24 protein-coding genes and 2 tRNA genes are annotated in these 25505 nt (G+C 67.0%); 17 read left to right on the forward strand and 9 right to left on the reverse strand.

What is annotated here, in order from left to right:
* The first annotated feature begins 46 nt into the window (after positions 1-46).
* The gene (locus KRX55_RS05760; protein ID WP_218406825.1) at positions 47-1495 is read left to right on the forward strand and encodes a glyceraldehyde-3-phosphate dehydrogenase; all 1449 of its coding nucleotides are present in this window, start codon (positions 47-49) and stop codon (positions 1493-1495) included.
* Between the two features lie 129 nt (positions 1496-1624).
* Positions 1625-1801, forward strand: coding sequence for a hypothetical protein (locus tag KRX55_RS05765; protein WP_218406826.1), 177 nt, complete (start codon positions 1625-1627; stop codon positions 1799-1801).
* 99 nt (positions 1802-1900) lie between these two features.
* Here the strand turns inward: KRX55_RS05765 and pth are convergent, their stop codons facing one another.
* The 5 genes from pth to KRX55_RS05790 all read right to left on the reverse strand — a co-directional run bounded on the left by pth (position 1901) and on the right by KRX55_RS05790 (position 6483).
* On the reverse strand, positions 1901-2527 hold the full coding sequence (pth, locus tag KRX55_RS05770) for an aminoacyl-tRNA hydrolase (protein ID WP_370625761.1): 627 nt from the start codon (positions 2525-2527) through the stop codon (positions 1901-1903).
* A gap of 153 nt (positions 2528-2680) precedes the next feature.
* Positions 2681-3328: a 50S ribosomal protein L25/general stress protein Ctc gene (locus tag KRX55_RS05775; RefSeq protein WP_370625768.1), complete on the reverse strand. Its 648-nt coding sequence runs from the start codon at positions 3326-3328 to the stop codon at positions 2681-2683.
* Between the two features lie 282 nt (positions 3329-3610).
* Positions 3611-4588 (reverse strand): ribose-phosphate diphosphokinase, encoded by a 978-nt coding sequence (locus tag KRX55_RS05780; RefSeq protein ID WP_218406829.1) that lies wholly within the window; start codon positions 4586-4588, stop codon positions 3611-3613.
* A gap of 2 nt (positions 4589-4590) precedes the next feature.
* Positions 4591-6090 carry a bifunctional UDP-N-acetylglucosamine diphosphorylase/glucosamine-1-phosphate N-acetyltransferase GlmU gene (gene glmU / locus KRX55_RS05785; RefSeq protein ID WP_218406830.1) on the reverse strand — a complete coding sequence of 500 codons (1500 nt, stop codon included), beginning with the start codon at positions 6088-6090 and terminating at the stop codon, positions 4591-4593.
* 321 nt (positions 6091-6411) lie between these two features.
* Positions 6412-6483: transfer RNA gene (locus tag KRX55_RS05790), tRNA-Gln, on the reverse strand.
* An 85-nt stretch (positions 6484-6568) separates the two neighbouring features.
* Here KRX55_RS05790 and KRX55_RS05795 point away from each other — a divergent pair.
* The 11 genes from KRX55_RS05795 to KRX55_RS05845 all read left to right on the forward strand — a co-directional run bounded on the left by KRX55_RS05795 (position 6569) and on the right by KRX55_RS05845 (position 19598).
* Positions 6569-7267 (forward strand): TetR/AcrR family transcriptional regulator, encoded by a 699-nt coding sequence (locus KRX55_RS05795; protein WP_218406831.1) that lies wholly within the window; start codon positions 6569-6571, stop codon positions 7265-7267.
* A gap of 69 nt (positions 7268-7336) precedes the next feature.
* Positions 7337-11020, forward strand: a complete 3684-nt coding sequence (gene mfd, locus KRX55_RS05800; RefSeq protein ID WP_218406832.1) for a transcription-repair coupling factor — start codon at positions 7337-7339, stop codon at positions 11018-11020.
* 22 nt (positions 11021-11042) lie between these two features.
* On the forward strand, positions 11043-11666 hold the full coding sequence (locus KRX55_RS05805; RefSeq protein WP_218406833.1) for a MazG nucleotide pyrophosphohydrolase domain-containing protein: 624 nt from the start codon (positions 11043-11045) through the stop codon (positions 11664-11666).
* 356 nt (positions 11667-12022) lie between these two features.
* A complete protein-coding gene (locus KRX55_RS05810; protein WP_218406834.1) occupies positions 12023-12811 on the forward strand; it encodes a lytic transglycosylase domain-containing protein in 789 nt (262 codons plus the stop codon).
* A gap of 247 nt (positions 12812-13058) precedes the next feature.
* Positions 13059-14336: a phosphopyruvate hydratase gene (gene eno / locus KRX55_RS05815; protein WP_218406835.1), complete on the forward strand. Its 1278-nt coding sequence runs from the start codon at positions 13059-13061 to the stop codon at positions 14334-14336.
* A 116-nt stretch (positions 14337-14452) separates the two neighbouring features.
* Positions 14453-15061 carry a septum formation initiator family protein gene (locus tag KRX55_RS05820; protein WP_255567596.1) on the forward strand — a complete coding sequence of 203 codons (609 nt, stop codon included), beginning with the start codon at positions 14453-14455 and terminating at the stop codon, positions 15059-15061.
* Between the two features lie 47 nt (positions 15062-15108).
* Positions 15109-15666 (forward strand): DUF501 domain-containing protein, encoded by a 558-nt coding sequence (locus KRX55_RS05825; RefSeq protein WP_218406836.1) that lies wholly within the window; start codon positions 15109-15111, stop codon positions 15664-15666.
* Positions 15663-16622: a Ppx/GppA phosphatase family protein gene (locus KRX55_RS05830; protein WP_218406837.1), complete on the forward strand. Its 960-nt coding sequence runs from the start codon at positions 15663-15665 to the stop codon at positions 16620-16622. Before KRX55_RS05825 ends, KRX55_RS05830 begins: the two co-directional genes overlap by 4 nt.
* Positions 16623-16670: 48 nt before the next feature.
* Positions 16671-16747 (forward strand) — tRNA-Leu (locus KRX55_RS05835).
* A 714-nt stretch (positions 16748-17461) separates the two neighbouring features.
* Entirely contained in the window at positions 17462-18634 is a 1173-nt protein-coding gene (locus KRX55_RS05840; protein WP_218406838.1) for a helix-turn-helix domain-containing protein, read from the forward strand.
* A 133-nt stretch (positions 18635-18767) separates the two neighbouring features.
* Complete coding sequence (locus KRX55_RS05845) at positions 18768-19598, forward strand: Bax inhibitor-1/YccA family protein (RefSeq protein ID WP_218406839.1); 831 nt, start codon at positions 18768-18770, stop codon at positions 19596-19598.
* Positions 19599-19830: 232 nt separating this feature from the next.
* On the opposite strand, the gene KRX55_RS05850 is transcribed toward KRX55_RS05845, so the two are convergent.
* The 3 genes from KRX55_RS05850 to KRX55_RS05860 form a co-directional block, all read right to left on the reverse strand.
* On the reverse strand, positions 19831-20373 hold the full coding sequence (locus KRX55_RS05850) for a hypothetical protein (RefSeq protein ID WP_218406840.1): 543 nt from the start codon (positions 20371-20373) through the stop codon (positions 19831-19833).
* Positions 20374-20418: 45 nt separating this feature from the next.
* The gene (gene greA / locus KRX55_RS05855; protein WP_218406841.1) at positions 20419-20946 is read right to left on the reverse strand and encodes a transcription elongation factor GreA; all 528 of its coding nucleotides are present in this window, start codon (positions 20944-20946) and stop codon (positions 20419-20421) included.
* A gap of 322 nt (positions 20947-21268) precedes the next feature.
* Entirely contained in the window at positions 21269-21811 is a 543-nt protein-coding gene (locus tag KRX55_RS05860; RefSeq protein ID WP_218406842.1) for a DUF4307 domain-containing protein, read from the reverse strand.
* 132 nt (positions 21812-21943) lie between these two features.
* Here KRX55_RS05860 and mca point away from each other — a divergent pair, with 132 nt between their 5' ends.
* The 4 genes from mca to KRX55_RS05880 all read left to right on the forward strand — a co-directional run bounded on the left by mca (position 21944) and on the right by KRX55_RS05880 (position 24528).
* Positions 21944-22819: a mycothiol conjugate amidase Mca gene (gene mca, locus KRX55_RS05865; protein WP_218406843.1), complete on the forward strand. Its 876-nt coding sequence runs from the start codon at positions 21944-21946 to the stop codon at positions 22817-22819.
* Complete coding sequence (locus KRX55_RS05870; protein WP_218406844.1) at positions 22820-23101, forward strand: hypothetical protein; 282 nt, start codon at positions 22820-22822, stop codon at positions 23099-23101.
* 95 nt (positions 23102-23196) lie between these two features.
* Positions 23197-23967 (forward strand): isoprenyl transferase, encoded by a 771-nt coding sequence (locus tag KRX55_RS05875; RefSeq protein WP_218406845.1) that lies wholly within the window; start codon positions 23197-23199, stop codon positions 23965-23967.
* A 24-nt stretch (positions 23968-23991) separates the two neighbouring features.
* A complete protein-coding gene (locus tag KRX55_RS05880; RefSeq protein WP_218406846.1) occupies positions 23992-24528 on the forward strand; it encodes a flavodoxin domain-containing protein in 537 nt (178 codons plus the stop codon).
* A gap of 40 nt (positions 24529-24568) precedes the next feature.
* Here the strand turns inward: KRX55_RS05880 and coaA are convergent, their stop codons facing one another.
* Positions 24569-25495, reverse strand: a complete 927-nt coding sequence (coaA, locus tag KRX55_RS05885; protein ID WP_218406847.1) for a type I pantothenate kinase — start codon at positions 25493-25495, stop codon at positions 24569-24571.
* Between the last annotated feature and the right edge of the window lie 10 nt (positions 25496-25505).

Genomic DNA, 25505 nt, shown 5'->3' on the forward strand with positions numbered 1-25505 from the left:
CTGATCCAGCGTCTCCGACCCGCCTGAAAGAGGAAGTCACACACCCATGACGGACCTGACCGCCACCCACCGGAACTTCAATGAACGGCTCGCACTCGCGGAGGAGATGGTGCCGCTGCTCGGCCGGTTGCACCGGGAACACAACGTGGTCACCTCGATCTACGGTCGGCTGCTCGAGAACGTCACCGCGATCGACATCGTGAAGTCGCACCGGTTCGCCCGCCGGATCACGGAACAGGAGATGTCCCTCGCCGCGACTCTGCCGATCGTCCGGGAACTCGTCGAGATGGACCTGGGTACCGCATCGATCGACATCGGCCGCCTGGCCACCCGCTTCCGGGAGCAGGGGGGTGACCTCAGGGCCTTTCTCGAGGAGGAACTCGCCGAGGTTATCGGCACCGCGGAGAAGACCCCCGAGACGGACGTCGTGCTCTACGGCTTCGGTCGCATCGGTCGGCTCCTGGCCCGTATCCTCGTCGCCCGCGAAGGCCGTGGGCTCGGGGTCCGGCTCCGGGCCGTGGTCGTCCGGAAGAACGGCGACATCGATCTGGAGAAGCGTGCCTCCCTGCTGCGGCGTGATTCCGTCCACGGACAGTTCGACGGAACCATCAGCATCGACCGGGAGAAGAACATCATCTGGGCTAACGGCACGCCCATCCAGGTGATCTACTCCTCGGATCCGGCCAGCGTCGACTACACGGAGTACGGCATCGACGACGCCGTCGTCGTCGACAACACCGGCCGCTGGCGCGATCGCGCGGGCCTGGAGCAGCACCTGGAGTCGAAGGGGGTGTCCCGCGTCCTGCTGACCGCACCGGGCAAGGGCGACCTGAAGAACATCGTCTACGGGATCAACCACTGTGACATCGAGGACTCCGACCGGATCCTCTCCGCGGCGAGCTGCACCACCAACGCGATCACCCCGGTGCTCAAGGTCGTGAACGACCGTTTCGGGGTGCGTTTCGGACACGTGGAGACGGTGCACTCGTTCACCAACGACCAGAACCTCATCGACAACTTCCACACCGGTGAGCGCCGGGGCCGGGCCGCGACCCTGAATATGGTGCTCACCGAGACCGGTGCCGCGAAGGCCGTGGCCAAGGCGCTTCCCGAACTCGGTGGCAAACTCACCGGCAACGCGATCCGGGTGCCCACCCCGGACGTGTCGATGGCGGTTTTGAACCTGACCCTGGACACGGAGACCACCGTCGACGAGGTGAACACCTATCTGCGGGACGTGTCCCTGAAGTCCGTGCTGCGTCAGCAGATCGGGTACATCAAGTCTCCGGAGGTCGTCTCCACGGACTTCGTCGGTACGACGCAGGCCGGCATCGTCGACGGGCTGGCCACAATCGCGCAGGGCAATCACCTGGTGCTCTACGTCTGGTACGACAATGAGTTCGGCTACTCCAGCCAGGTCGTCCGGATCATCGAGGAGATCGCGCACGCCCGCCCGATCGTCCTGCCGCGTCGTCGGGAGATCGACGAACTCTGACGTACTCTTCCCCCACAGACCCGCACCGTGATCCGATCCGGGGCGGGTTCCGCCCTTTCCGGGGGTGATAGGTGCCCGTGTTCGCTGCGGGAGGTGTCAACGGCGGGGGACGGTAATAGGCTCGGTATCGTGGACATGACGAAGATGCGGCGGAAGGCCGCCAAAGGGGGGAAGAAGAAGTGCTGCCGGTCCAGGCGGCGCTGCAAGCTGTGTCCCGTGGTCCTGAAGCGCCTGGAGAAGACGCACGCCTTCGACCTCGATGACGCCGCCCTGGAGAAGGTCTGGGCCAAGGCGCGCATCCGCTGACCCCGGTGTGCCGTCACCCGGGGGCGGATCGGCTGCCACCGACCGGCTGAGAGGGCCGGGCCCCGGGGTGGTGGGCGGTGCCCGAGGATCCCGCCTCCGTCATCGGGCGTGGATCGTGTTCTGTGCGATCGCCAGGCCGGACCCGGCTATCAGTTCCACCCCGTCCGCGGCATCCGCGCACTGGATCGCCAGTTCGGCGCACACCGACTGTGGGATGGGTCGCAGCACGTAGTCCGCGGGATCCATCCGCCCCGGGGGCCGTCCGATGCCCATACGGACCCGGATGTAGTCCCTGGTGCCCAGCGACTTGCTGGTCGACTTCAACCCGTTGTGGCCGTTCTCCCCGCCGCCGAGCTTGAGCCGGACGACACCGGGCTCGAGATCCAGTTCGTCGTGGATGATCACGATGTCCGCCGGCTCCACGTCGAAATAGGAGGCGAGTGCCTTGACCGGGCCGCCCGAGAGATTCATGAAGCTGCGCGGCTTCGCCAGGATCACGGGACGCCCGCTGATCCGGATCTGCGCGATCTCGGCGTTCGATCGCTTGTGCACGCTGAAGGTGGCGGGCATCGGGGTGGCCCGCTCCGCGAGCTCGTCGACGACCATGAAGCCGACGTTGTGCCGGGTGGCCGCGTACTTCGGACCGGGATTACCCAGTCCGACGACGAGCAGGGGGCCGGTGGGGGATCCAGAGGTGTTCCGGGGTGCGGTGTCAGGTGAGCTCACGTCGAACATTGTCGCACACGTGGACCGGGGCTCACGGACACCCCGTGCACAGCGGAAAACCCGCCCCGGCGGCCACCGACCACGTGTGCGGTCGGGATGCCCCGGAGCGGGTGTTCAGTCGGGCGGGCGGTTCAGCCCGTCCGTGACAGGAGACTACTCGCTGTCGTTGGTCGGGCCCTCTTCGGTGGCCTCGACCGAATCTCCCTCGGCGTCGCCTTCGCCATCTTCGCCCTCGGGCTCCGGCAGCTCCTCTTCCTCGGGCTCGACGATGTTGATGATCAGCGTCTCGGGATCGGAGACCAGCGTGATGCCCTCCTCCAGCTTGACGTCGGCGGCGGTGATCTGGGTACCGATCTCCAGACCCTCGATGTCGATCTCGAACTCTTCCGGAATGGAGAGCACGGGAGCCTCGACGGCGAGGACGTCGGCGTCCTGGATGACCATGGCGCCCGGAGCCGGTTCACCGGTGTGGACGACCGGGACCTCGACCTCGATCTTCTCGCCGCGGGAGATGGCGAGGAGATCGACGTGGTCGATGTTGAAGGTCAGGACGTTCTGGTCGAGGTGCTTGACGATGGCGAGCTGCTTCTCGCCCTCGATGTCGACGTCGACGACGGCGTTGACGCCGTGGTTGCGGATGATCGCGGTGAAGTCGAGACGGTCGACGGTGACGTGCAGCGGCTCATCGATGGACTTGCTGTAGATCACGACGGGGATCAGGCCGTCGCGGCGGGCGCGGCGCGCCGCGCCCTTGCCGAACTCGGTACGGGGTGCTGCTTCGAGCGGGATAGCCTTGTTGATGGCCATGGTGTTTCTCCTGGGCGTTGGTTGGACAGTTATGTGTGGTCCCGGACGCAGACACAACAAAAGCCTGCGGGACCCGGGTTCTCGTCGAGTCATCGCAGGCTGTCCGTCCTCCGCGTACGGAGGTGGGGCGCTTCATGCGTCACATCGCGTCGATAACGGCTGATCCGTGGGATCGGCCCTCGCCGAGACGCTGATGACAGTACCACGCCCCCGGAACCGGACACAATAACCGGACACAATGTGCCGCGGCCCGGGGGCGTGGTCGGTGGCGGTGGATCAGGCCTGGCCCTCGAAGAGGGTGGTCACCGATCCGTTCTCGAAGATCTCGTGGATCGTCTTCGCCAGGAGCGGGGCGATGGACAGCACCGTGAGGTTGTCCCAGCCGTCCGTGTTCTGGGGCAGGGTGTCGGTCGCGATGACCTCACGGGCACCGCAGCGGGACAGACGCTCGCGGGCGGGACCGGAGAACACGCCGTGCGTGGTGGCGATGATGACGTCACCGGCACCGGCTTCGCGAAGGACCCCGACCGCGCCGGAGATCGTTCCACCGGTGTCGATCATGTCGTCCAGCAGCACGCAGGTGCGGCCCGCGACGTCACCGACGACACGGTTCGCGGTGACCTGGTTGGCGACGTCGACGCTGCGGGTCTTGTGGACGAACGCCATCGGTGCGCCGCCCAGGGTGTTGGCCCACTTCTCGGCGACCTTCACGCGACCGGCGTCGGGGGAGACGACGCAGATGTTCTCCAGGCTGTAGTTCTTCTTGATGTGCTCGGTCAGGATCGGCATGGCGTGCATGTGGTCGACCGGCCCGTCGAAGAAGCCCTGGATCTGATCGGTGTGCAGGTCCACGGAGACGATCCGGTCGGCACCCGCGGTCTTCAGCATGTCCGCGACCAGGCGGGCGGAGATCGGCTCGCGACCGCGGTGCTTCTTGTCCTGGCGGGCGTACGGGTAGAACGGCAGAATCGCGGTGATCCGCTTCGCCGAGCCGCGCTTCAGTGCGTCGATCATGATGAGCTGTTCCATCAGCCACTTGTTCAGCGGCTGGCTGTGCGACTGCAGCACGAAGGCGTCGCAGCCGCGGACGGACTCCTCGAAGCGGACGAAGATCTCGCCGTTGGCGAAGTCCCGGGCGGTGGTGGGGGTCAGCTGGACGCCGAGCTCCCGCGCCACGGCCTCGCCGAGCGCCGGGTTTCCCCGCCCGCTGAACAGCATGAGGTTCTTCTGGTTGTCGATCCACTGGGCAGACATGTCTATTCTGCTTCGCCTTCCTGATTGTTGACGCTGAGCTGCGCTGCTGCGCGTTCGGCGGCGTCCGCTGCCGGGGTGCCGGGCCGTTTGCGCCGCACCCAACCCTCGATGTTGCGCTGATGGCCGCCGGAGACGGCCAGTGCCCCGGGCGGGACGTCATCCTTGATCACTGTACCCGCCCCGGAGTAGGCCCCGTCACCCACGGTCACGGGTGCGATGAACATCGTGTCACTGCCGGTGCGCACGTGGCTGCCGATCGTGGTGTGGTGTTTGTTGACGCCGTCGTAGTTGACGAAGACACTGGACGCGCCGATGTTCGATTCCTCGCCGATCGTCGCGTCCCCCACATAGGTGAGGTGCGGCACCTTCGATCCGCGACCGATCGTCGCGTTCTTCGCCTCCACGAAGCCGCCGAGCTTGCCCTTCTCGCCCAGGGACGTCCCCGGCCGGATGAACGTGAACGGGCCGACCGTGGCCCGCGGGCCGATCTCCGATTCGGAACCGTGCGTGCGGATGACGGAGGCGCCCTCGCCGACCACCATGTCGGTCAGTGTGGTGTCGGGGCCGATGGTGCAGTTGTCGCCGATCACCGTCCGGCCGCGCAGCTGGGTGCCGGGTTCGATGATGACGTCCCGGCCGATCCGCACGTCGATGTCGATGAAGGTCGAGGCCGGGTCGACGATGGTCGCGCCCCCGCGCATCGCCGCCTCGCACAGGCGCCGGTTGAACTCGGCACCGATGTCCGCGAGCTGCACCCGGTCGTTGACTCCGGCGATGATGGACGCGTCATCGAGGCGGTGCCCCCGCACGGAACGGTCGTTGTCCCGGGCGATGCCGATGACGTCGGTGAGATAGAACTCGCCCTGCGCGTTGTCGGTGTCCAGTTGGGTGACCGCGGTGCGCAGGAGCTCCGCGTCGAAGGCGTAGACGCCGGAATTGATCTCGGTGATCTCGAGCTCGTCCGCGGTGCCGTCCTTCTGCTCCACGATCCGGGTGACCTCGCCGTCCGCGGTCCGCACGATACGGCCGTACCCCGTCGGGTCGTCGACGGTGGCGGTGAGGACTGTGACCGCGGCGCGCGGCTTGGTGTTGTGTTCCTCGACCAGGGCGCGCAGGGTCTCCGAGTTGATCATCGGCACATCGGAGGTGGTGACCACGACGGTGCCGGTGAAGTCGGGGGCGAGCTCCTCCAGGCCGCAGGCGACGGCGTGTCCGGTGCCGTTCTGCTCCTCCTGGCGCGCGATCCCGACGGATGTGGTGCCGTAGGCCGCCTCGAGTGCGGGCACTTCCTCCGCCACCGCCGGGATCACCTTGTCCCGCTGATGCCCGACGACCGTGATGATGTCGGCCGGCCGCAGGCCCGCCGCCGCGTGCAGGGCGTGGGCGAGCATGGTGCGCCCGGCGACGCGGTGCAGCATCTTCGGCGTCGCGGATTTCATCCTGGTGCCGGCTCCGGCGGCGAGGATGATGACGGCCACATCGTCAGAGGGGATCTCTGTCATGGGGGCTCCGATCGTGGGGTGTGAAAGACGGATTCGTTCACTCCCACGCTACCGGAGCTCCGGAGATTCACCCCGGCCAGGGTCAGCGTCCCCGGGATGACCCGGAGGCCACAGGTGGCCGAACGGAGGGGGAACAGCCGGGGAACGTCGGGGAATACCACCGGCCGATGAACGAACCGTCCGGGGAGGACTCCGGCGGGCACAACCGCGACAAAGCCGGTATCCGTGTCCACGCGGCTTCCGGAACCGGGCTCCGAACGGGGCTCGACGGAGTCGGGTCAAAGCCCCGGGCCCAGATTCTCCACGGGGTGGACGGCCAGGCTTCCCCGCCAGGACTCGAACCTGGAAAGCTGGTACCAAAAACCAGAGTGTTGCCAATTACACCACGGGGAAACGCCGCTCGGAAGTTCGCGGCGCTTGAGACTCTACCGTACGGGAGGGCGGTCTCCCGATTCGGTGGGGCGGTAGGATCATCACCATGGTGAGGCAGCGGATGACCGGCAAGCAGCGTCGTGAGCAGTTGATCAGGGTCGGTCGGGAAGTGTTCGCCGAACGCGGTTTCGAGGCCACCAGTGTCGAGGAGATCGCCGCCCGCGCGGGGGTGTCCAAGCCGGTGGTCTACGAGCACTTCGGGGGTAAGGAAGGGCTCTACGCCGTCGTCGTCGACCGCGAGATGCTGCGGCTGGAGGCCCTGATCACGGGATCGCTGTCCACGGGACGATCGCGGGAACGCATCGAGCGCGTCGTACTCGCGCTCTTCAGCTACGTGGAGGAGCACACCGACGGATTCCAGATCCTCGTCCGTGACCTGACCCCCGGCGCCGAACGCAGTTACTCGACGATGCTCAACGACGCTGTGGGACAGGTCGCACACATCCTCGCGCACGCATTCACCCGCTCGGGGCTCAACCCGGACTACGCGCTGCTGTACGGTCAGGCGCTGGTGGGTATGGTTTCGACGACCGCCCAGTGGTGGCTGGACGTCCGGAAACCCCCCAAGGAAGAGGTCGCCGCGCACATCGTCAACCTCTGCTGGAATGGTCTGGCCGGGATGGAGGCCGTGCCCCGGCTGCGCACCATGGGCACCTCGGACGATGCCCCGGAGACCGGAGCCGCGGGCACGACGGGGGAATCCGGCGGTGCCGTGGATCCCGAGGCCCAGGGGGCCGGCAGCTAGCCCGGCGCATCCACCGGCAATCATCAACGACGGGGCCCAGCGCCCCGGAACGTCACGTCAGGAGTCACTTTGCCCGAGAAACCGTCCGCGTCGACACCTGCGCTCTCCGGTCTGCTCAAGATCGCCGCGACCGACCCGAAGCTCAAGGGACTGGTCGGCCAGATCGGGGAATCCCGTCTGCATGTGACGGGGATCGACCAGGTCCGGCCCTGGATGATCGGGACTCTCGCGCACCACGCACCGCTGTTGGTCGTCACCGCCACCGGCCGGGAGGCGGAGGATCTCACCGCGGAGCTGAGCGCGATGCTGGGGGAGCGGGTCGCGTGGTTCCCGTCCTGGGAGACGCTGCCGCACGAACGGCTGAGCCCCGGGGTGGACACCGTCGGGCGTCGGGCGAAGGTCCTGCACGATCTCTCCGCGGGACGCCTGCGCGTCGTCGTGACCGCGGCGCGCGGCTTCTGCCAGCCCGTGCTCGAGACCGCCGCCGGTCGCGATCCGGTGGTCCTCGCCGAGGAACGCGAGTACGACTTCGACACCCTCGTCCGCGAGCTGGTGAGCCGCGCTTACCGGCACGTGGACATGGTCGCGCGGCGCGGCGAGTTCGCGACCCGCGGCGGCATCATCGACATCTTCCCCACCACACTGAACTACCCGGTGCGCGTGGAATTCTGGGGCGACGAGATCACCGACGTCCGCCAGTTCTCCGTCGCGGACCAGCGCACCATCTCCGAACTCGAGGTCGGGGAGGTGGAGATCTATCCGTGCCGCGAACTGCTCGTCGATGCCGCTGTCTCCGACCGGGCCCGGAAACTCGCGGTCAGCCACCCGGGCAACGCCACCCTGGTCGAGCTGCTCACCGCGCTCGGTGAGGGACAGCCCGCCGACGGTATGGAGGCGCTGATCCCGGTACTCACCGACACCCCACTGATCAGCCTCCCCGAACTCATGCCCGAGGGCACCCACGTTCTCGCGTGCGCCCCGGAGAAGATCCGGACCCGCATCGACGACCTGATCACCACCGACGACGAGTTCCTCGCCGCAGGCTGGGAGGCCGCCGCCATGGGGGCGACCGGCCCCGTCGCCGCCGAGGGCCTCGACCTGTCCGCCGGGTCCTACCGTTCCTGGGAGTCGCTCGAGGTCTCCGCCCGCGCAGTCGGGTCCCCGTGGTGGACGTTCGGGCCGGCCGGGATGCTCGGGGACGCCGCCGAATCGGAGACACTCCCGCTCGATTTCGCCCCCGGCCCGACACCGCGCGGGGACCTCAAGGAGATCGACGCCATGATGGCGCTGCTCCTCGAACACACCCGCGCCGGGGGACGCGCGGCGTTCATCGCGCCGGGCGCCGGACCGGTCAAGCGGATGACCGAGAGGTTCCGGGAGAAGGGGATCCCCACGCACGTGGCGACGCCCGGGTGGGAGCCGTCCCCGGGCGAGGTCACCCTCTACCGGGCCCTGAGCCACGCGGGCCTGGTGTTCCCGAAGGTCCGCAAACTGAAGGACACGGCAGCCCTCCCGCTGGTCGTGATCACCGAGACCGACCTGACGGGCAACCGCGTCGGTGACATCGCCGGTGCCAAGCGGCGTCCGGCGAAGCGACGCAACAAGGTCGACCCGCTGGCGCTGAAGCCCGGGGATCTCGTCGTCCACGAGTCCCACGGCATCGGCCGTTTCGTGGAGATGACGGAGCGGACCATCACCACGGGCGACGGCACATCCCGCCGGGAGTACCTGGTCATCGAGTACGCGCCGTCGCGGCGCGGCGGGCCGGGCGACCAGCTCTACGTCCCGATGGACGCCCTCGACCTGCTCTCCCGCTACGTCGGCGGGGAGAAACCCGCACTGTCGAAGATGGGCGGTTCGGACTGGAAGAACACCAAGAAGAAGGCCCGGTCCGCCGTCCGGGAGATCGCCGGTGAGCTCATCGAGCTCTACGCGAAGCGTCAGGGCTCCCCGGGGCACCCGTTCGCGCCGGACAGCCCCTGGCAGCGGGAGATGGAGGACAACTTCCCCTACGTCGAGACCGAGGACCAGATGCTCGCCATCGACGCGGTCAAGGAGGACATGGAGAAACCCGTGCCCATGGACCGGGTCGTCGTCGGAGACGTCGGCTACGGCAAGACCGAGGTCGCCGTCAGGGCGGCGTTCAAGGCGGTGCAGGACGGTCGTCAGGTCGCGGTCCTCGTCCCGACGACACTGCTCGCCCAGCAGCACCTGGCTACCTTCACCGAGCGGATGGACGGATTCCCCGTCACCGTCGAGGGACTGTCGCGGTTCACCTCCGGCGCCGACTCGAAGCGGATCCTCCGGGGGCTGAAGGACGGGACGATCGACATCGTCATCGGCACCCACCGACTGCTCCAGACCGGTGTGGGCTGGAAGAACCTCGGACTCGTCATCGTCGACGAGGAACAGCGTTTCGGTGTGGAGCACAAGGAACACATCAAGGCACTGCGCACCCACGTCGACGTGCTGACGATGTCGGCGACCCCGATCCCGAGGACCCTGGAGATGTCGATGGCCGGGATCCGCGAGATGTCGACGATCCTCACCCCTCCCGAGGACCGGCACCCGGTTCTCACCTACGTCGGTGCGCAGGAGGACAGGCAGATCGCGGCGGCGATCCGGCGCGAGCTGCTGCGCGACGGCCAGGTCTTCTACGTGCACAACAAGGTCAAGACCATCGAGAAGCGTGCCGCGCAGCTGCGTGAGCTCATCCCGGAGGCGAGGGTCGTCGTCGCCCACGGACAGATGGCCGAGGAACAGCTCGAGCAGACCGTCCAGGGATTCTGGGACCGCGAGTACGACGTGCTGGTGTGCACGACCATCGTCGAGACCGGTCTCGACATCGCCAACGCCAACACCCTCATCGTCGAGAACGCCCACCACATGGGCCTGAGTCAGCTGCACCAGCTGCGCGGCCGGGTGGGTCGCTCCCGGGAGCGCGGCTACGCGTACTTCCTCTACCCGAAGGGGCAGATGCTCACCGAGACCTCCTACGACCGGTTGGCGACGATCGCGCAGAACAACGATCTCGGCGCCGGTATGGCCGTCGCCATGAAGGACCTGGAGATGCGCGGAGCGGGCAATGTGCTGGGCGCGGAGCAGTCCGGACACATCGCCGGTGTCGGCTTCGACCTCTACGTCCGGCTCGTCGGTGAGGCCGTCGAGATGTACCGCGCCATCGCCGACGGGAAACCGTTGGACGCGACGGACAAGGCACCGAAGGAGATCCGGGTCGACCTCCCCGTCGACGCACACATCCCGGAGAACTACATCAACTCCGAGCGGCTGCGCCTCGAGGTCTACCGGAAGCTCGCCCAGTCCCAGTCGGAGACGGACCTGCGGCTCGCGGTGGAGGAGATGGAGGACCGCTACGGCCCCGTTCCCCTCGAGGTCGAGCGGCTGCTGTCCGTCGCGCGGCTGAGACACCAGTGCCGCGCCGCGGGAATCACCGACATCGGGGTCCAGGGCACCCGGATCAAGGTGCACCCTGTCGATCTGCCGGACTCGAAGCAGGTCCGGCTGAAACGCCTCTACCCGGGATCGAACTACCGGGCCGCGGCGAAGGCCATCCAGCTGAGCTTCCCGAAGGCCGGCAGGAAGGTCACCGATCCGCCGTTGCGCGACGTGGCCCTCATCCAGTGGTGCGCGGACTTCCTCTCCGCGATGTTCGATGTGCCGACCATGGACGTCACCGGCGGGAAGGCGGGCGCGGGCGGCCGGAAACCCGGGATCATCTCGATCGGGGGATGACCCGCGCCGCTACGATGTCCGCATGACGGTTCTGCTGCTCGACCCCGCCTCGCCGACGCTGGTTCCGGCGGAGGTGATCACCGCCGCCGCCGAGGCGGGGGACACCGTGGCATTCGGTGAATCCGTCCCCGATTCCGTGCGGGAACTCGTGCTCGGCCACGGACTGCGGACGGGAACACCGGCGACGGTCTGGGTGGACACCTCTTCCGGTTCTCCGGAGGTCCTGCGCCGGTCGGCCGCGGGGGAGGAGATCCGCGGGCCGGGAGCATCGGGTATCGCGGCGGCCCGGGCGGTGATGACCAGGGCGCTCGACATCGGCGAGTGGGAGCGGAACCAGGACCACGTCAGTCTGCTCCCCTATCTCCGGGAGGAGGCCGAGGAGTTCGCGGACGCCGTGCGGGCCCACGCCGAAGGCGCCGGCACCGCCGTCGAACTCCGCGGGGAGCTGGCGGACGTGCTGCTCCAGGTGCTCTTCCACGCGGAGATCGCCGCGCGCCGGGGAGACTTCGACCTCGACGGTGTCGCCGACTCCTTCACCTCGAAACTGCGTCGCAGGGCGCCCTACCTGTTCGACGGGACGAGAACCACGGTCCCCGTGGGGCGGCAGGAGAAACTGTGGCGGGCCGCGAAGAACCGGGGCGGGTGATCCGTCGCCCCGCCCCGGGCCCCACCGTGCGGGTCGGGAGTGCGGTCCCCGGATCGGTGCGGCACACCTCCGCGGCGGTGTCCGTCCCGGGAGAGCCCCGAGGGTGTCGAACGGTGATGTGGCCGCGGGGACGGTGAGTCAGGTGGCGGTCCCGTCCGCACCGGGGAGCTGACGGGGAGAACGGCTCCTCCGGTTCTCCTCCGGCGCACATTCCCTGCGGCCCGGTGGCGAATGCCGGTCGGAACCGCGATCCGTTGGGCCACCGGAATGAGGGAGAACGACCGGAGGGGGCTGCCGGAGTACGAAATCCGGACGGCTCGCATCCGGGAGGAGCGGCATGGGTAGAATTCGCCGCTATGAGATCCGCAGTCCGCCGAACCTTCGTCGCCGGCCTCACCTCGGTCCTGGCCGTGGTGATGGTCGTCGCGTTCGTCGGCTGGGTCCTGTCCTTCCTCGATGGTCCCAGCCCGATCAGGCAACTGCAGCCCGTACCCGACAACGTCCCGCCCGCGGTGGGTGAGGCGGTCCCGCAGATCGACGTGAATGCTCCGGGCCGGACCTCACTCAAACTCGGATTCTGGGCCGAACCGCTCGCCGCTGACACCGGTATTCCGGTCGCCGCGGTGCAGGCGTACGGCAACGCGACCCTCATCGCCCAGCAGAGCTGGCCGAACTGCCATCTCTCCTGGAACACCCTCGCCGGAATCGGCCAGGTCGAGACCCGCCACGGGACATACTCCGGAAAGATCTTCGGGGGCTCGCGGATCGGTGAGGGCGGGATCGTCGACCCGCCGATCATCGGGGTCCCCCTGGACGGCGGCCCCGGACTGGCCCGGGTGCCGGACACCGACGGCGGCCGGCTCGACGGCGACACCGAGTTCGACCGCGCGGTCGGTCCGATGCAGTTCATCCCCTCGTCCTGGCGGATCTACGGACGCGACGCCGACGGAGACGGCGTCGCGGACCCCCAGCAGATCGACGACGCGGCACTCGCGGCCGCGCGACTGCTCTGTGCGCACGACCGTGACCTCGCGACCCCGGAAGGGTGGACGCAGGCCATCCGGTCCTACAACAACTCCGCCGACTACCTGATCAAGGTCCGGGACGCCGCGGCGGCCTACGCGCTCCGCCAGCCACCGGTGTGACGGCGGTGTGACGTGGTGCCCGGATGTGTGGTCCTGCGGCGCGTCGGGGGATTTCATGGAACAATTGAAGGTGAGCGTTCCGCATGGTCGCCGACCATCAGATCCCTCCGGGATACATCTCCCTAAAACGCCCGGTTATTTCCGGTTGTGTGGGGTACTGCCCGGGTGGTGTGTTTCGGTTGAGGGCCTGTGCGGCGCCACGTAGAACGACAATCGAAGCAGCACCCAAAAGGCATAGGAGGCCACTGTGGCTGAGATCATGCACGTATTCGCCCGCGAGATCATGGATTCCCGCGGCAACCCGACCGTCGAGTGCGAGGTCGTCCTCTCCGACGGCTCCGCAGGCAAGGCGGCCGTCCCCTCCGGCGCGTCCACCGGAGTCCACGAGGCACACGAGCTGCGTGACGGCGGCGACCGTTACCAGGGCAAGGGTGTCCTCAAGGCGGTCGAGGCCGTCAACGAGACCATCGTCGACGAGCTGGCGGGCATGGAGGCCGACGATCAGCGCGAGATCGATCAGGTCATGATCGACGCCGACGGCACCGCGAACAAGTCCAAGCTCGGCGCGAACGCCATCCTCGGCGTCTCCATGGCCGTCGCACACGCCGCCGCCGACTCCGCCGGTCTCCCGCTCTTCCGCTACATCGGTGGGCCCAACGCCCACATCCTCCCCGTCCCGATGATGAACATCGTCAACGGCGGCGCCCACGCCGACTCCGGCGTCGACTGCCAGGAGTTCATGATCGCCCCCATCGGTGCCTCCAGCTTCGCCGAGGCACTGCGCATGGGGGCGGAGGTCTACCACACCCTCAAGGGCGTCATCAAGGAGAAGGGCCTGTCCACCGGCCTGGGTGACGAGGGTGGATTCGCTCCCTCCGTCGGGTCCACCGCCGAGGCCATCGACCTCATCGTCGAGGCCATCGAGAAGGCCGGCTTCACCCCGGGCGAGGACGTCGCCCTGGCCCTCGACGTCGCCGCCTCCGAGTTCTACAAGGACGGCAAGTACCACTTCGAGGGTGGCGAGCACACCGCCGAGGAGATGAGCAAGGTCTACACCGACCTCGTCGCCAAGTACCCGATCGTCTCCATCGAGGATCCGCTGGACGAGGATGACTGGGAGGGCTGGAAGGCCATCACCGCCGAACTCGGCGACAAGGTCCAGATCGTCGGCGACGACCTCTTCGTCACCAACCCGGAGCGCCTGCAGAAGGGCATCGACAACGATGTCGCCAACGCCCTGCTGGTCAAGGTGAACCAGATCGGCAGCCTCTCCGAGACCTTCGACGCAGTCGAGCTCGCCCACCGCAACGGCTACCGCTGCATGATGAGCCACCGCTCCGGTGAGACCGAGGACACCACCATCGCCGATCTCGCCGTCGCACTGTCCTGCGGCCAGATCAAGTCCGGTGCCCCGGCCCGCTCCGAGCGTGTCGCCAAGTACAACCAGCTGCTCCGCATCGAGGAGCTGCTCGGACCGGCCGCACGTTACGCCGGCCGCTCCGCGTTCCCGCGGTTCAGGAAGTAACACCCGGCGCTGAAGCGCAGGAACAGGCCCGGACACCCCGCCAGAGGGGGCGTCCGGGCCTGTCCGTGTCCCGGGGCTCGCACGGCCACGCGCCCGCGCGGTAGAATCGACGGACAATGGTGAATCAAGCGCACATGCGGCGGAAACGGGTACCCGTGACCAGCCGCAGAACATCAGGACAGCGACCCGGTAGGGCGGCGGTGCCGTCAGGTGCGCGTGGAAAACGGGGGCGGTTCAGCGCGGTCCAGGTCGCGATCCTGATCCTCGTACTCATCCTCGTACTCGTCATGATCGCGGTCCCCGTGCGCAACTACTTCCAGCAGCGTGCGGAGATCACCCGGCTCAGCGCTTCGATCGCCGAGCGCACCGAACGCCGCGACGCCCTCGTCGACGAGATCGAGAAGTACCGCTCCGAGGCATACATCCGCGAGCAGGCCCGGCAGCGCCTCGGAGTCATCGAACCGGGGGAGACCCCCTTCCGGATCATCGATCCGGAGATCACGACAGCCACCGCCACCACCAGTGGAGGGGAGGACACCGCACCGACGGTCAGCGGACCCTGGTGGGATGTGCTGTGGAACTCGGTCGCCGACCGCGACGCCGGGGTCAGTCTCCCCGGCACCGCCCCGGACCCCGAACCACTCGACGAGAACGCGAAGGGCAACCTGCCGACCGCGGTTCCCGCACCACCGGAGGCAAAGCCCGCCCCCGCCCCCGCGGACTGACAGAATCTGACCACCCCGCAGCCCGGGGCGACAAGGAGAACACATCAATGACAGTCAACGACGCCGACATCGCCCGGGTGACCGAACAGCTCGGTCGCGAACCCCGCGGAGTCATCGACATCGCCTACCGCTGTCCGGACGGGGAACCCGGTGTCGTCACCACCGCGCCGCGCCTGCCGGACGGGACCCCGTTCCCGACGCTGTACTACCTCACCGACCCCCGACTCACCGCCGAGGCATCGCGTCTCGAGGTCGCGCACGTCATGAAGTGGATGAGTGACCGCCTCAAAGACGACCTGACGCTCGCCGCCGACTACGACGCGGCACACCGCCACTACCTCGAACGGCGCAACGCCCTCGAGGATCTCGGCACAGACTTCTCCGGCGGCGGGATGCCCGAGCGCGTCAAGTGCCTCCACGTCCTCATCGCCTACGCCCTCGCCGAGGGGGCGGGCCACTTCCGGCTCGGCGACGAGGCCGTCGCGCTGGCCGCCGAACACGCCGGGCTGCGTGGAACCGCCATTCCCGCCGATTGGCCCTCCTGCGCCGACCTCGGCATCGACATCGAACAGTTCGACTTCACCCACGCGGAGGTCCGGAAATGACCCGCCTCGCGGCGATCGACTGCGGAACCAACTCCCTCCGGCTGCTGATCTGTGAGGTCGGTGGCGGGCAGACCCGGGAGATCCACCGGGCCATGGAGATCGTCCGGCTCGGGGAAGGCGTCGACGCGAACGGTGAACTGTCACCCGCGGCCCTCGAACGAACCCGCGCGGCCCTCGAACGCTACGTCGAGATCATGGAGATCGAACGCGTGGCCGATGTCCGCATGGTCGCTACCTCCGCCACCCGCGACGCCCACAACCGCGAGGACTTCTTCCGGATGACCCGCCGGCTCCTCGGGCGGATCAAACCCGGGGCGGTCGCCGAGGTCATCACCGGCGAGGAAGAGGCCGCACTGAGCTTCCGCGGCGCGGTCGCCGATCTGCCCCCGGAGACCGGACCGTTCTGCGTGATCGACCTCGGGGGAGGATCCACGGAATTCGTCGTCGGGACCATCGGTGACGGCATCCTCGGCAGTCACTCGGCCCAGATGGGCTGCGTCCGCGTGACCGAGAGGATCATGCGCTCTAATCCGGCCACCGACACCGAGATCGAGATCGCCCGCGAGTACGTCGCGGAGCGGCTCGAACAGGTCCGGGCCATCGTCCCCGTGGATCGCACCCGTACCTTCGTGGGCTGCGCGGGAACGTTCACGACACTCTCCGCACTCGCCCTGGGTCTGGAGAGCTACGACGCCAGCGCGATCCACGGCTCCGTTCTCCGTTTCGACGCGCTCAAGGTTCTCACGGACCACCTCATCGCCGAGACCTCGGAGCAGCGGGCCACGAATCCGGTCATCCACCCGGGCCGCGCGGACGTCCTCGGCGGTGGGTCCGTCGTCGTCCAGGGCATCATCGACTTCGCCCGCGACGTCGCGGGCGCAGATTCCATGGTGATCTCCGAGAAGGACATCCTCGACGGCATCATCGCCGGTCTCGCCGACGAACTGGATCAGTGACGGTCGGGGAGGGAACACCGCCACCGGTGCGTTAAACTGTGCCGGTATGCCCCTATAGCCCAATTGGCAGAGGCAGCGGACTTAAAATCCGCGCAGTGTGGGTTCGAGTCCCACTGGGGGCACCAGTATGAGAATGTGCCCGACTGACATGGCTACGGCCGTGCGGATGGGACGGAACGGGTGCGACTTCCGGGACCCCTGAGGCCCGGGGTGGGCGGGAGCCACCGTCCCACCACATGGTGGTACCGCATCCCACGGGCGTGCTTCACTGAAGGATGAGATTCCGGATTGTCGTCTGTCCGGCCTGAGGGTGCCCGGCTCCGCGGCATGGCAGGCAGACCGGCCCTCCGCCAGTGGTCTCACGGAGACGAACGGGTTGTCAACCACGAAAGCTGGCGGGCTCCGCCGTCTGTCTGAGGTGAAGGTAGCGCATGAGGTGGGAAAGGAATCGTCGACGGCTGCATCGTTCCCACGGGTGATTCATCCTCCAGTTGATGATGGGGTTTCGACGGCAGACCGGAGGATGGTCCTCGCGAACGCGCGCGAGCGGGCATGGATCGAGGCGATTCCGCATGCGGTGGCCGGTACCTCGGGAGCACCGCAAAACAGCTGTTGGTGCAATTCCCCTGCCCTCCGGGGCTGTGACTTTTCGCACGACACCCCATAACGGGGGTGGGTGAACAATTGGGGGTAGACGAAAGAAGGATGCCTTGACCTCAACGAATGGTTGCACTAAAGGCAATTGGCAAGGATTTTCGTCCAGACCACTAGTGTCTTAGTGTTGCCTTACCGTTACTATCGTTTAGGTTAGCGTCGCCTAAAGATGATTGAGGTACGACATGGTTGTCTCCTACCCCCACCCGGCCCTCCTGTGGTGCCATTCGGGTTCCGCGACGATCAGGGTCGGCACCTGGAGGTGTGAACTCCCCGCCGGTGAACTCTGTTTCGCCGCAGGACCGTCCACGGTGTCCGGCGATGGTCTGGTCATCCCGATCGTCTTCCCGAATCTGGGAATCTCCGGGTCGTCCCGTCGAGTCCACCTCGGTATGGAGTGGGGCGATTTCATGGTCTACGAATTCTCCAGATCACTGGGGTATCTCCGTGGCGCCCGAACTCTCTCCCCGGAGATCGCCAGACTCTTCGATGATCCAGCGGCCCCGCCACCGGCGCCGGAGGCTGACGAGGCCAACGCGGTGGCCGAGCAGTTGCGCGTCAACCCCGGTGATCAGACCTCACTCGAGGACTTCGCGGAACAGCACCGGGTTTCCGCCCGGACGCTGCAGCGGCAGTTCCTCGCCTCCACCGGCCTGACGTTCTCCGAGTGGCGCACCGCCTACAGGGTGTCCTCCGCGGCTGAACTCCTCGCACGGGATTTCTCGGTTGCGGTCGTGGCGAATCTCGTCGGCTTCGCCGCCACCTCATCACTCACCCGGGCCTTCCGCCGTCACACCGGCTGCACACCGTCCGCCTACACCCCCGGTTCCGTCGGAATGGCCCCGGCGGGGACTCCTCCGGAGATCCCCTCGTCGAGTACCTGGCACCGTTCCACCGGATCAGACGTCGTCCTGTGGGTCTACCGCGGAACCGCGACATTGACCACCCCGGGCTACTGCCGTTTCCTCGGAAACGGGGACAGTGCGACGATTCCCGCCGGGACCAACACCCGGCTCGACATCGCCGCCGGATCGATCGCTCTGCCGATGAGTGCGGACACCGACCTGGACGCGACACCGGAGCTCGCGGACGTCGTGGACTGTTACCGCAGTGCTCTAGGAGTGGTCACCCGGGCGGACACCGCCTCGGCGCCATCGGTGTTCACCTTCACGCAGAAGATGGACGAGGCGCGGAAGCTGCTGCGCGCGGGCCTGCGCCCCAAGGACGTGTCCCGGACGGTCGGGTACCGTTCAACGGCCGCGTTCTCCCGGGCTTTCAAGGGGATGCACGGCGTCTCACCGCGGGACTTCCAGAATGGGCAGTTCCTCGAAATCGCCGGTGGGTCGACCGCCGGGTAGGGTATCCGACCGCGGTCCCCGGCTTTATCTGTTTGTTGTCCGAACCCGGGAACTTTAGGGTCGGAGGAAGCGTTATACGGGATGTAATGCTCTCAACGACAAATCCAGGACAACAGAAAGGACCAGGGACGACGTGCGTAGTAGCAACCCTGTTCTCAGTTCACTGACGGGCAATCGGAACCAGCCCCAGCCGAACCCCTACCAGACGGGCTACCCGCAGGCCGGATACCAGGACCCGTACCTCGCCCAGCAGGGTGGCACCTCCGATACCCAGCGCCCGATCACGGTGGACGACATCGTCACCAAGACCGGTATCGTGCTGGGGATCATCGTGGCGCTCGCGGTGGTCAACTTCCTCATCGGAACGATGGTCAATCCGGGCCTCGCCATGCTGCTCACCATCGTCGGTGCGATCGGTGGCCTCGTCACCGTCCTCATCTTCTCGTTCGGCAGGAAGTACGGTTCCGCCCCCATCGCCCTGACCTACGCCGCGTTCGAAGGTCTGTTCGTCGGCGGAATCTCCCTGATGTTCTCCGGTGTACTCGTCGGCGGCGCCAACGCCGGAGCCCTCATCGGCCAGGCGGTGCTCGGCACGGTGGGTGTGTTCCTCGGCATGCTGTACGTCTACAAGTCCGGCGCCGTGAAGGTCACCCCTAAGTTCACCCGAATTCTGGTCGGCTGCATGGTCGGTGTCCTCATCCTCATCGTGGGCAACATGCTGATGTCGATGTTCACCTCCTTCAACGTCCTGCGTGACGGTGGTCCGATCGCGATCATCTTCTCGCTGGTGTGCATCGTCCTCGCCGCCATGAGCTTCCTCGTGGACTTCGACTCCGCGGACAAGCTCGTCCGTGCCGGTGCGCCCGCGAACATGGCCTGGGGCGTCGCCCTCGGCCTCGCGGTCACCCTGGTCTGGCTCTACACCGAGATCCTGCGTCTGCTCAGCTACTTCAACAACCGCTGACCGGGTACCACCCGGACGAACCGGCAGACCTGAGAACCCCGGTAGCCCCCGCACTGACAGCGGGCGGCTACCGGGGTTCGTCCGTATGAGGGGGAGAGAAGAAGGGACTCTGCGTGATCATCTCCGTGTGGTCAATTCTCCGGCAGACCGTCAGCGGACGGACAAGAGAAAACCCGGCGACCGGTGAAAACTGGAACCGGTTGCCGGGTTGAGTCGGGGGAGAGGCTCCTCCCTAGAGGGCGATCGTCTCCCCGTCGACGGTGATCTGGGTGAAGGCCGGACCCTGCGGGGTGTTGCGGGGCAGGCTCAGGACGACCTCGACGTCGGGGGTCGTCTCCTCGGTGCCGTCGACGCAGGTCGGTTCACACGTGTTCGTGATACGGGTCGCGGTGCCGGTGGCCTGTTCCTCGTCCCACGTGAGCCAGACGATGTCGACGAGGCGGTCGTCGTTGCCGGAACAAGCGAGGTTCAGGGTGGTGGGGCGCTGCGAGGGAGTGCTGACGCAGTTGATCACGCCGGGAAGCGTCTCGGGGTCCGCGACGCTGCTCGTCATGGTGGACATGGTGGCGGTGGTGGAGTCATGTGACGTGGACTCACCGTGCTGCGCGCTGGTGGGCATGGCCGTGGTCTCGTCCATCTCGATGCTGGCCGGCGCGGACAGCTCCGTCGCGGTGACGACGCGCTCATCGGTGGGAACCTGATTGGGCGGTGAACACGCTGCGAGAGCCAGGGTGGCGGCGGCGACGGCCGCCAGGGTACGGGTGCGGGTGGTCATGATCGTTTCCGGGCCTTTCTCTGTGGGGGCTGGGTGGGGGCTGGTTTACTGGCTCTGGGAGCGCAGGGTCGCGTACTTCTCGGAGTTGTACGGTTCAGCGGAGACGACGGTGACGCTGATGACGCGGCCGTTGGGGGCGGTGTACTCACGGGTCTCGCCCTCGCGGGCACCGAGGACCGCCTTGCCCAGCGGAGCCTGCTCGGAGTAGGTCTCCAGGTCCTTGTTGTCGCTCGCGGCCGCGCGGGTACCGATCAGGAAGGTCTCCTTCTGTGACTCGTCTCCGTCGTAGTAGACGTGCACGACGGAACCTACGTGTGCGACACCTTCTTCGACGGCCGCACGCTCGGTGGTGGAGCTGGCCAGGATCTGGGAGATCTGCTGGATGCGGGCCTCCTCCTCGACCTGCATCTCGCGGGCGGCGTCGTAGCCGGCGTTCTCCTTGAGGTCACCCTCCTCGCGGCGCTCGTTGATCTCGGCAGCGACCACCGGCCGGTGGGCGATGAGCTCGTTGAGCTCCGCCTCGAGCTTCTTCTTGGTTTCCGGGGTGATGTACTGCTTCTGAATGTCAGCCATGGTGTCGGTGCCTTCCCAGTCTTCGTCGTCGTGATCGGACGATGGCGGGTGCACACCATCCGATCGCCCTGCGCCGATGGAGTCATCGGTACCTGTGTCACCGGCACGGGATGTTCCCGGACAGCTGACAGTGCCCCGGGTGCCCGCACGACGGAAGACGCGGAAGCGTCCGGGTGCGGCCCACGGGGCGTGACTGTGGTGCCTACAGTGATCACCCGGTGAAACGGGATCCACTGTTCGGGGAACAACGCCGGACACACGTGTATCGTCAGGGCTGTTTCGCGATGGATTCTAACACACGGGACGCTGCCGGGAACCCGGTTCAGCGGGGCTCGGATTCCGTGAGATACGCGGGTACCTTCTCGTGGCAGCCGTACACCTTCCCGGCGACGGGGAGACCGCGGGTCGGGATCTCCACGGTGTATCGCTCCGTGGAATCCCCTCCCGGGGGAATGAGGAACTCGCGGCGCCCGACCTCGATCTTGTCGTAGTCCAGTGCCTGGATGATGCAGTAACTCTCGGTGCCGGTGTTCTTCCGGGTGACGTCCACGAACATCCGCAGTGTTGACTCGTCCTCGGCGCGTTCGAAGCCTGAGGTGGTTGCGCTTACGGTCGCGGCGGCGGTCTTCTGGAAGTACTGGACGGTGACCACGACCGCGGCGATGAGGAAGAGGACGGATCCGATCGCGATGAGACGGCCCGAGAGGTTTCCCCGGCTGCCGTCGGCGGTGACCGCGTAGCGGTCGGCCGGGAGGTGTTGGCGGGGGGACGGCTTCTCCACGGTGTCGGCCTTCCTGTCTGTCCGTGCGTCCGGTTCCGGTCGTGACCGGATCCGGTGCAGCCCGTCGGGGTGCACGGATTCCATGATAGACGTGTCCCGGGGCCGCGGTGCGGGGCGGTCCGGGGGTTGTCTAGGATGGTTCCGGGACAACGCCGTCGTCGGGTGCGAACCTGCCCGACGCACCGCAGACAGCCGCGAAAGAAGGACGACGAGACTGTGAGTCAGCACCGCCTACTGGCCATCCACGCGCACCCGGATGACGAAGCGAGCAAGGGGGCCGCCACGCTCGCGCGGTACTCCGCCGAGGGCGCAGAGACCATGGTCGTCACCTGCACCGGCGGTGAGCGCGGCTCGATCCTCAACCCGGCCATGAATCGTCCCGGGGTCCTGGAGAACATGGACCAGATCCGGAGGGACGAGATGGCCGCCGCCGCCGAGGCACTCGGGTGCCGGCACGCCTGGCTCGGGTACGTCGATTCCGGGCTGCCCGAGGGGGATCCGCTACCGCCGCTTCCCGACGGGTGCTTCGCGCTTGCCGACACCGACCGCGTGGTGCGGGATCTCGTCCGGATCATCCGGGACTTTCGGCCGCAGGTCATCGTCACCTACGACGAGAACGGCGGCTACCCGCACCCCGATCACCTGAAGGTTCACGAGGTGTCGATGGTCGCCTGGGATGCGGCCGGTGACCCGGACTACCACCCGGAGCTCGGGGAGCCGTACACCCCGCTGAAGCTGTACTACACCCACGGATTCATCCGGCAACGCATGAAGCTGTTCCACGACGAACTCGTCGCCGCGGGTCGACCCAGCCCGTTCGGTCCGATGCTCGAGCGCTGGAACAGTGACCGCGCGGACATCATGGCCCGGGTGACCACCCAGGTGCCGTGCGCGGACTACTTCGACCGCCGGGACGATGCCCTCCGGGCGCACGCCACGCAGATCGATCCGGCCGGCATGTTCTTCGCCACCCCGGTTGAGGTGCAGCGTAGGCTGTGGCCGACGGAAGAATTCGAACTTGCGCGGACCAGGGTGCGGACCACCCTGCCGGAGACGGACCTGTTCGCGGGTATCGGGACAGAGGAGAACTAGATGGACATCCAGGATGTCGCCGGTGTCATTCTCGCGCAGGCGGAGCGGTCCGGCCCGCTCGGCCCGGAGTTCGGCAAGGCCTCCCCGGTGGGGCTGTTCGTGCTCGTGCTCCTCGGTGCGATCGTTCTCTACATCGGATGGGCGCTCAGTCGGCGCGTCCGCAGCATGGCCCGGCGGAGGGAGTTCGCCGAGGCACACGGTATAGATCCCTTCGATCAGGACGCCATCGACAAGGCGATGGCCGATGAGGGACTGAAGGCACCGAAGCGGCTCTGGTTCTGAGGATCCACCCCGGAATCGTGGAGTTCGCCGTGGAAGTCCCCGCATCATCCACCCCGTGACCCTCCTCTCGGACGCCCGCGACTAGAATCGGTACCGTGAAACTCCTCCCGCAACTGCTCTACCCGGTCTATGAGAACCGGCTGCGCCGCGAGATCCGCGGTCGGCGGCGACCGAAGCATGTTGCGGTCATGTGCGACGGGAACCGGCGGTGGGCCCGCGAGGCGGGCTTCGCCGATGTCAGCCACGGGCACCGCGTCGGGGCGCGGAAGATCGGCGAGATGGTCCGCTGGTGCGATGAGACCGGCGTCGAACTCGTCACGGTCTACCTGCTGTCGACCGAGAACCTCGGGCGCGCGGAAAATGAGCTGCAACTGCTGTTCGACATCATCGGCGACGTCGTCGATGAACTCGCGGATCCGGAGACCAATTGCCGGGTCCGCCTCGTCGGGCATCTCGACCTGCTACCGGACGACTTCGCCGAACGGTTACGTGCCGCGGCCCGGAAAACCGGGGAGCACACCGGGGTGACCGTCAATGTCGCGGTCGGCTACGGCGGCCGCCAGGAGATCGTCGACGCCGTCCGGGATCTCGTCGCCGAGAAAGCCGGTGAGGGACTGACCCCGGAACAGATCGTCGGCGAGATCGGCGTCGACTCGATCTCCCGTCACCTCTACACCTCGGGACAGCCGGACCCCGATCTCGTCATCCGTACATCGGGCGAACAGCGCCTCTCCGGATTCCTGCTGTGGCAGGCCGCCTACTCCGAGATCTGGTTCACCGACACCTACTGGCCGGCGTTCCGCAGGATCGATTTCCTCCGGGCGCTCCGCTCCTACGCCTTCCGGAGCAGACGCTTCGGGAAATGACCCGCTTTCTGTGAGGACCCAACGATGAGCACGCCCGAGTTGACCGTCATCTTCGATTCCACCTACGGCTCCACCGAGCAGTACGCCCGGAGTTTCGCTGAGCGTCTCGGGGTGATCCCGATCGCCCTCGGTGACGCCCCCTCCGCCGTCGCGCAGCTCCCGGGCACCGGACCTGTCGTCGTGTTCTCACCGAACTACGCCAACCAGATCAGCGGGGCAAAATGGCTGCGGGGCAATGATCTCGGCGGCCGCCCGACCGCACTGGCTGTCGTCGGCATGAGTGTGAGTACCTGGGTCCGTGAGCAGGACGTGGCGGCCAAGGCACTCGGCGACAATGCCGGGCGCGTCACCCGTTTCTACCTGCCGGGCAGGCTCATGCACTCTCAGCTCAGCAGGGTCCACAGGGGGGCACTGTGGTCGTTGAACCAGATGCTCCGCCGCAAGTCGAACCGCAACGAGAACGAGGAGGAGATCGTCCGTCAGTACGGGCGTGACATCGACCGTGTCGATGATGCGGAGCTCGGACCCGTGGAACAGTGGGTGCACCGCAACAGGGTGTGAACCGACCCGGAGGTTGATCCGCCCGCGTGGTTGACCCGGATCAGATCTTGCGCATCCGGACCCGCTGCACGAGGTGGTCACGTCCCTTCACGAGAACCAGTGACGCACGCACCCGGGTCGGCAGGATGTTCTCCACCAGGTTCGGCAGATTCACCGACTGCCAGATCTCCCGGGCCACCTGTCGTGACTCCTCGTCGTCAAGTTCGGCGAAGTGTGCGAAATGCGAACCGGGCTTGCTGAACGATGTCGCGCGCAGGGCCATGAAACGGTGGATGAACCACTCCTCGATGTCGTCACTGTGCGCGTCGACGTAGACGGAGAAGTCGAACAGATCACTGACCATCAGGGTCGGACCCGTCTGCAGGACGTTCAGCCCCTCCAGGATGAGGATGTCCGGCTGTCGGACCTCGACCATCTCGTCGGGAACCCGGTCGTAGAGTTCGTGCGAGTACACCGGTGCCCGGCACACCGGGCTGCCCGACTTCACGTCGGTGACGAAGCGCATCAGGGCACGCTGGTCGTAGCTCTCCGGGAATCCCTTCCTGGAGGACAGACCACGGCGTTCCAGCTCAGCGGTGGGGTAGAGGAAACCGTCCGTCGTCACCAGATCAACCCGCGGATGGGACTCCCACCGTTGCAGCAGCACCTGCAGCAGACGTGCCGTCGTCGATTTCCCCACCGCGACGGAGCCGGCGACACCGATGATGAATGGCACGTGCTCGGCCGGCTTGTCGACGAAGGTGGAGGTGGTGCTGATCAGTTTCTTCCGCGCCTTCACCCGGAGATGGATGAGACGGGACAACGGCAGGTAGACGTCGGCGACCTCGTCGAGGTCGATGTTCTCACCGATACCGCGCAGCTGGACCACCTCGTCCGCTGTCAGGACCTGCGGCATCGACTTGCGCAGATGCCGCCACTCGGTCCGGTCGAAGTCCAGGTACGGGCTGATCTCCCGTGGGCGTGCCATGGCTCCATTG

The organism is Corynebacterium sp. TAE3-ERU16, assembly GCF_019209935.1.
GTDB lineage: Bacteria > Actinomycetota > Actinomycetes > Mycobacteriales > Mycobacteriaceae > Corynebacterium > Corynebacterium antarcticum.

Excerpts from the sequence above, each read along its gene's own strand:
- KRX55_RS05795 (WP_218406831.1), top strand. The coding sequence starts at position 6,569 with ATGGTGAGGCAGCGGATGACCGGCAAGCAGCGTCGTGAGCAGTTGATC.
- KRX55_RS05830 (WP_218406837.1), top strand. The coding sequence starts at position 15,663 with ATGACCCGCCTCGCGGCGATCGACTGCGGAACCAACTCCCTCCGGCTG.
- KRX55_RS05860 (WP_218406842.1), bottom strand. The coding sequence starts at position 21,811 with ATGGAATCCGTGCACCCCGACGGGCTGCACCGGATCCGGTCACGACCG.
- glmU (WP_218406830.1), bottom strand. The coding sequence starts at position 6,090 with ATGACAGAGATCCCCTCTGACGATGTGGCCGTCATCATCCTCGCCGCC.
- KRX55_RS05870 (WP_218406844.1), top strand. The coding sequence starts at position 22,820 with ATGGACATCCAGGATGTCGCCGGTGTCATTCTCGCGCAGGCGGAGCGG.
- coaA (WP_218406847.1), bottom strand. The coding sequence starts at position 25,495 with ATGGCACGCCCACGGGAGATCAGCCCGTACCTGGACTTCGACCGGACC.
- KRX55_RS05820 (WP_255567596.1), top strand. The coding sequence starts at position 14,453 with ATGGTGAATCAAGCGCACATGCGGCGGAAACGGGTACCCGTGACCAGC.
- KRX55_RS05825 (WP_218406836.1), top strand. The coding sequence starts at position 15,109 with ATGACAGTCAACGACGCCGACATCGCCCGGGTGACCGAACAGCTCGGT.
- KRX55_RS05850 (WP_218406840.1), bottom strand. The coding sequence starts at position 20,373 with ATGACCACCCGCACCCGTACCCTGGCGGCCGTCGCCGCCGCCACCCTG.
- greA (WP_218406841.1), bottom strand. The coding sequence starts at position 20,946 with ATGGCTGACATTCAGAAGCAGTACATCACCCCGGAAACCAAGAAGAAG.
- KRX55_RS05805 (WP_218406833.1), top strand. The coding sequence starts at position 11,043 with ATGACGGTTCTGCTGCTCGACCCCGCCTCGCCGACGCTGGTTCCGGCG.
- KRX55_RS05810 (WP_218406834.1), top strand. The coding sequence starts at position 12,023 with ATGAGATCCGCAGTCCGCCGAACCTTCGTCGCCGGCCTCACCTCGGTC.
- KRX55_RS05880 (WP_218406846.1), top strand. The coding sequence starts at position 23,992 with ATGAGCACGCCCGAGTTGACCGTCATCTTCGATTCCACCTACGGCTCC.
- KRX55_RS05840 (WP_218406838.1), top strand. The coding sequence starts at position 17,462 with ATGGTTGTCTCCTACCCCCACCCGGCCCTCCTGTGGTGCCATTCGGGT.
- KRX55_RS05780 (WP_218406829.1), bottom strand. The coding sequence starts at position 4,588 with ATGTCTGCCCAGTGGATCGACAACCAGAAGAACCTCATGCTGTTCAGC.
- KRX55_RS05760 (WP_218406825.1), top strand. The coding sequence starts at position 47 with ATGACGGACCTGACCGCCACCCACCGGAACTTCAATGAACGGCTCGCA.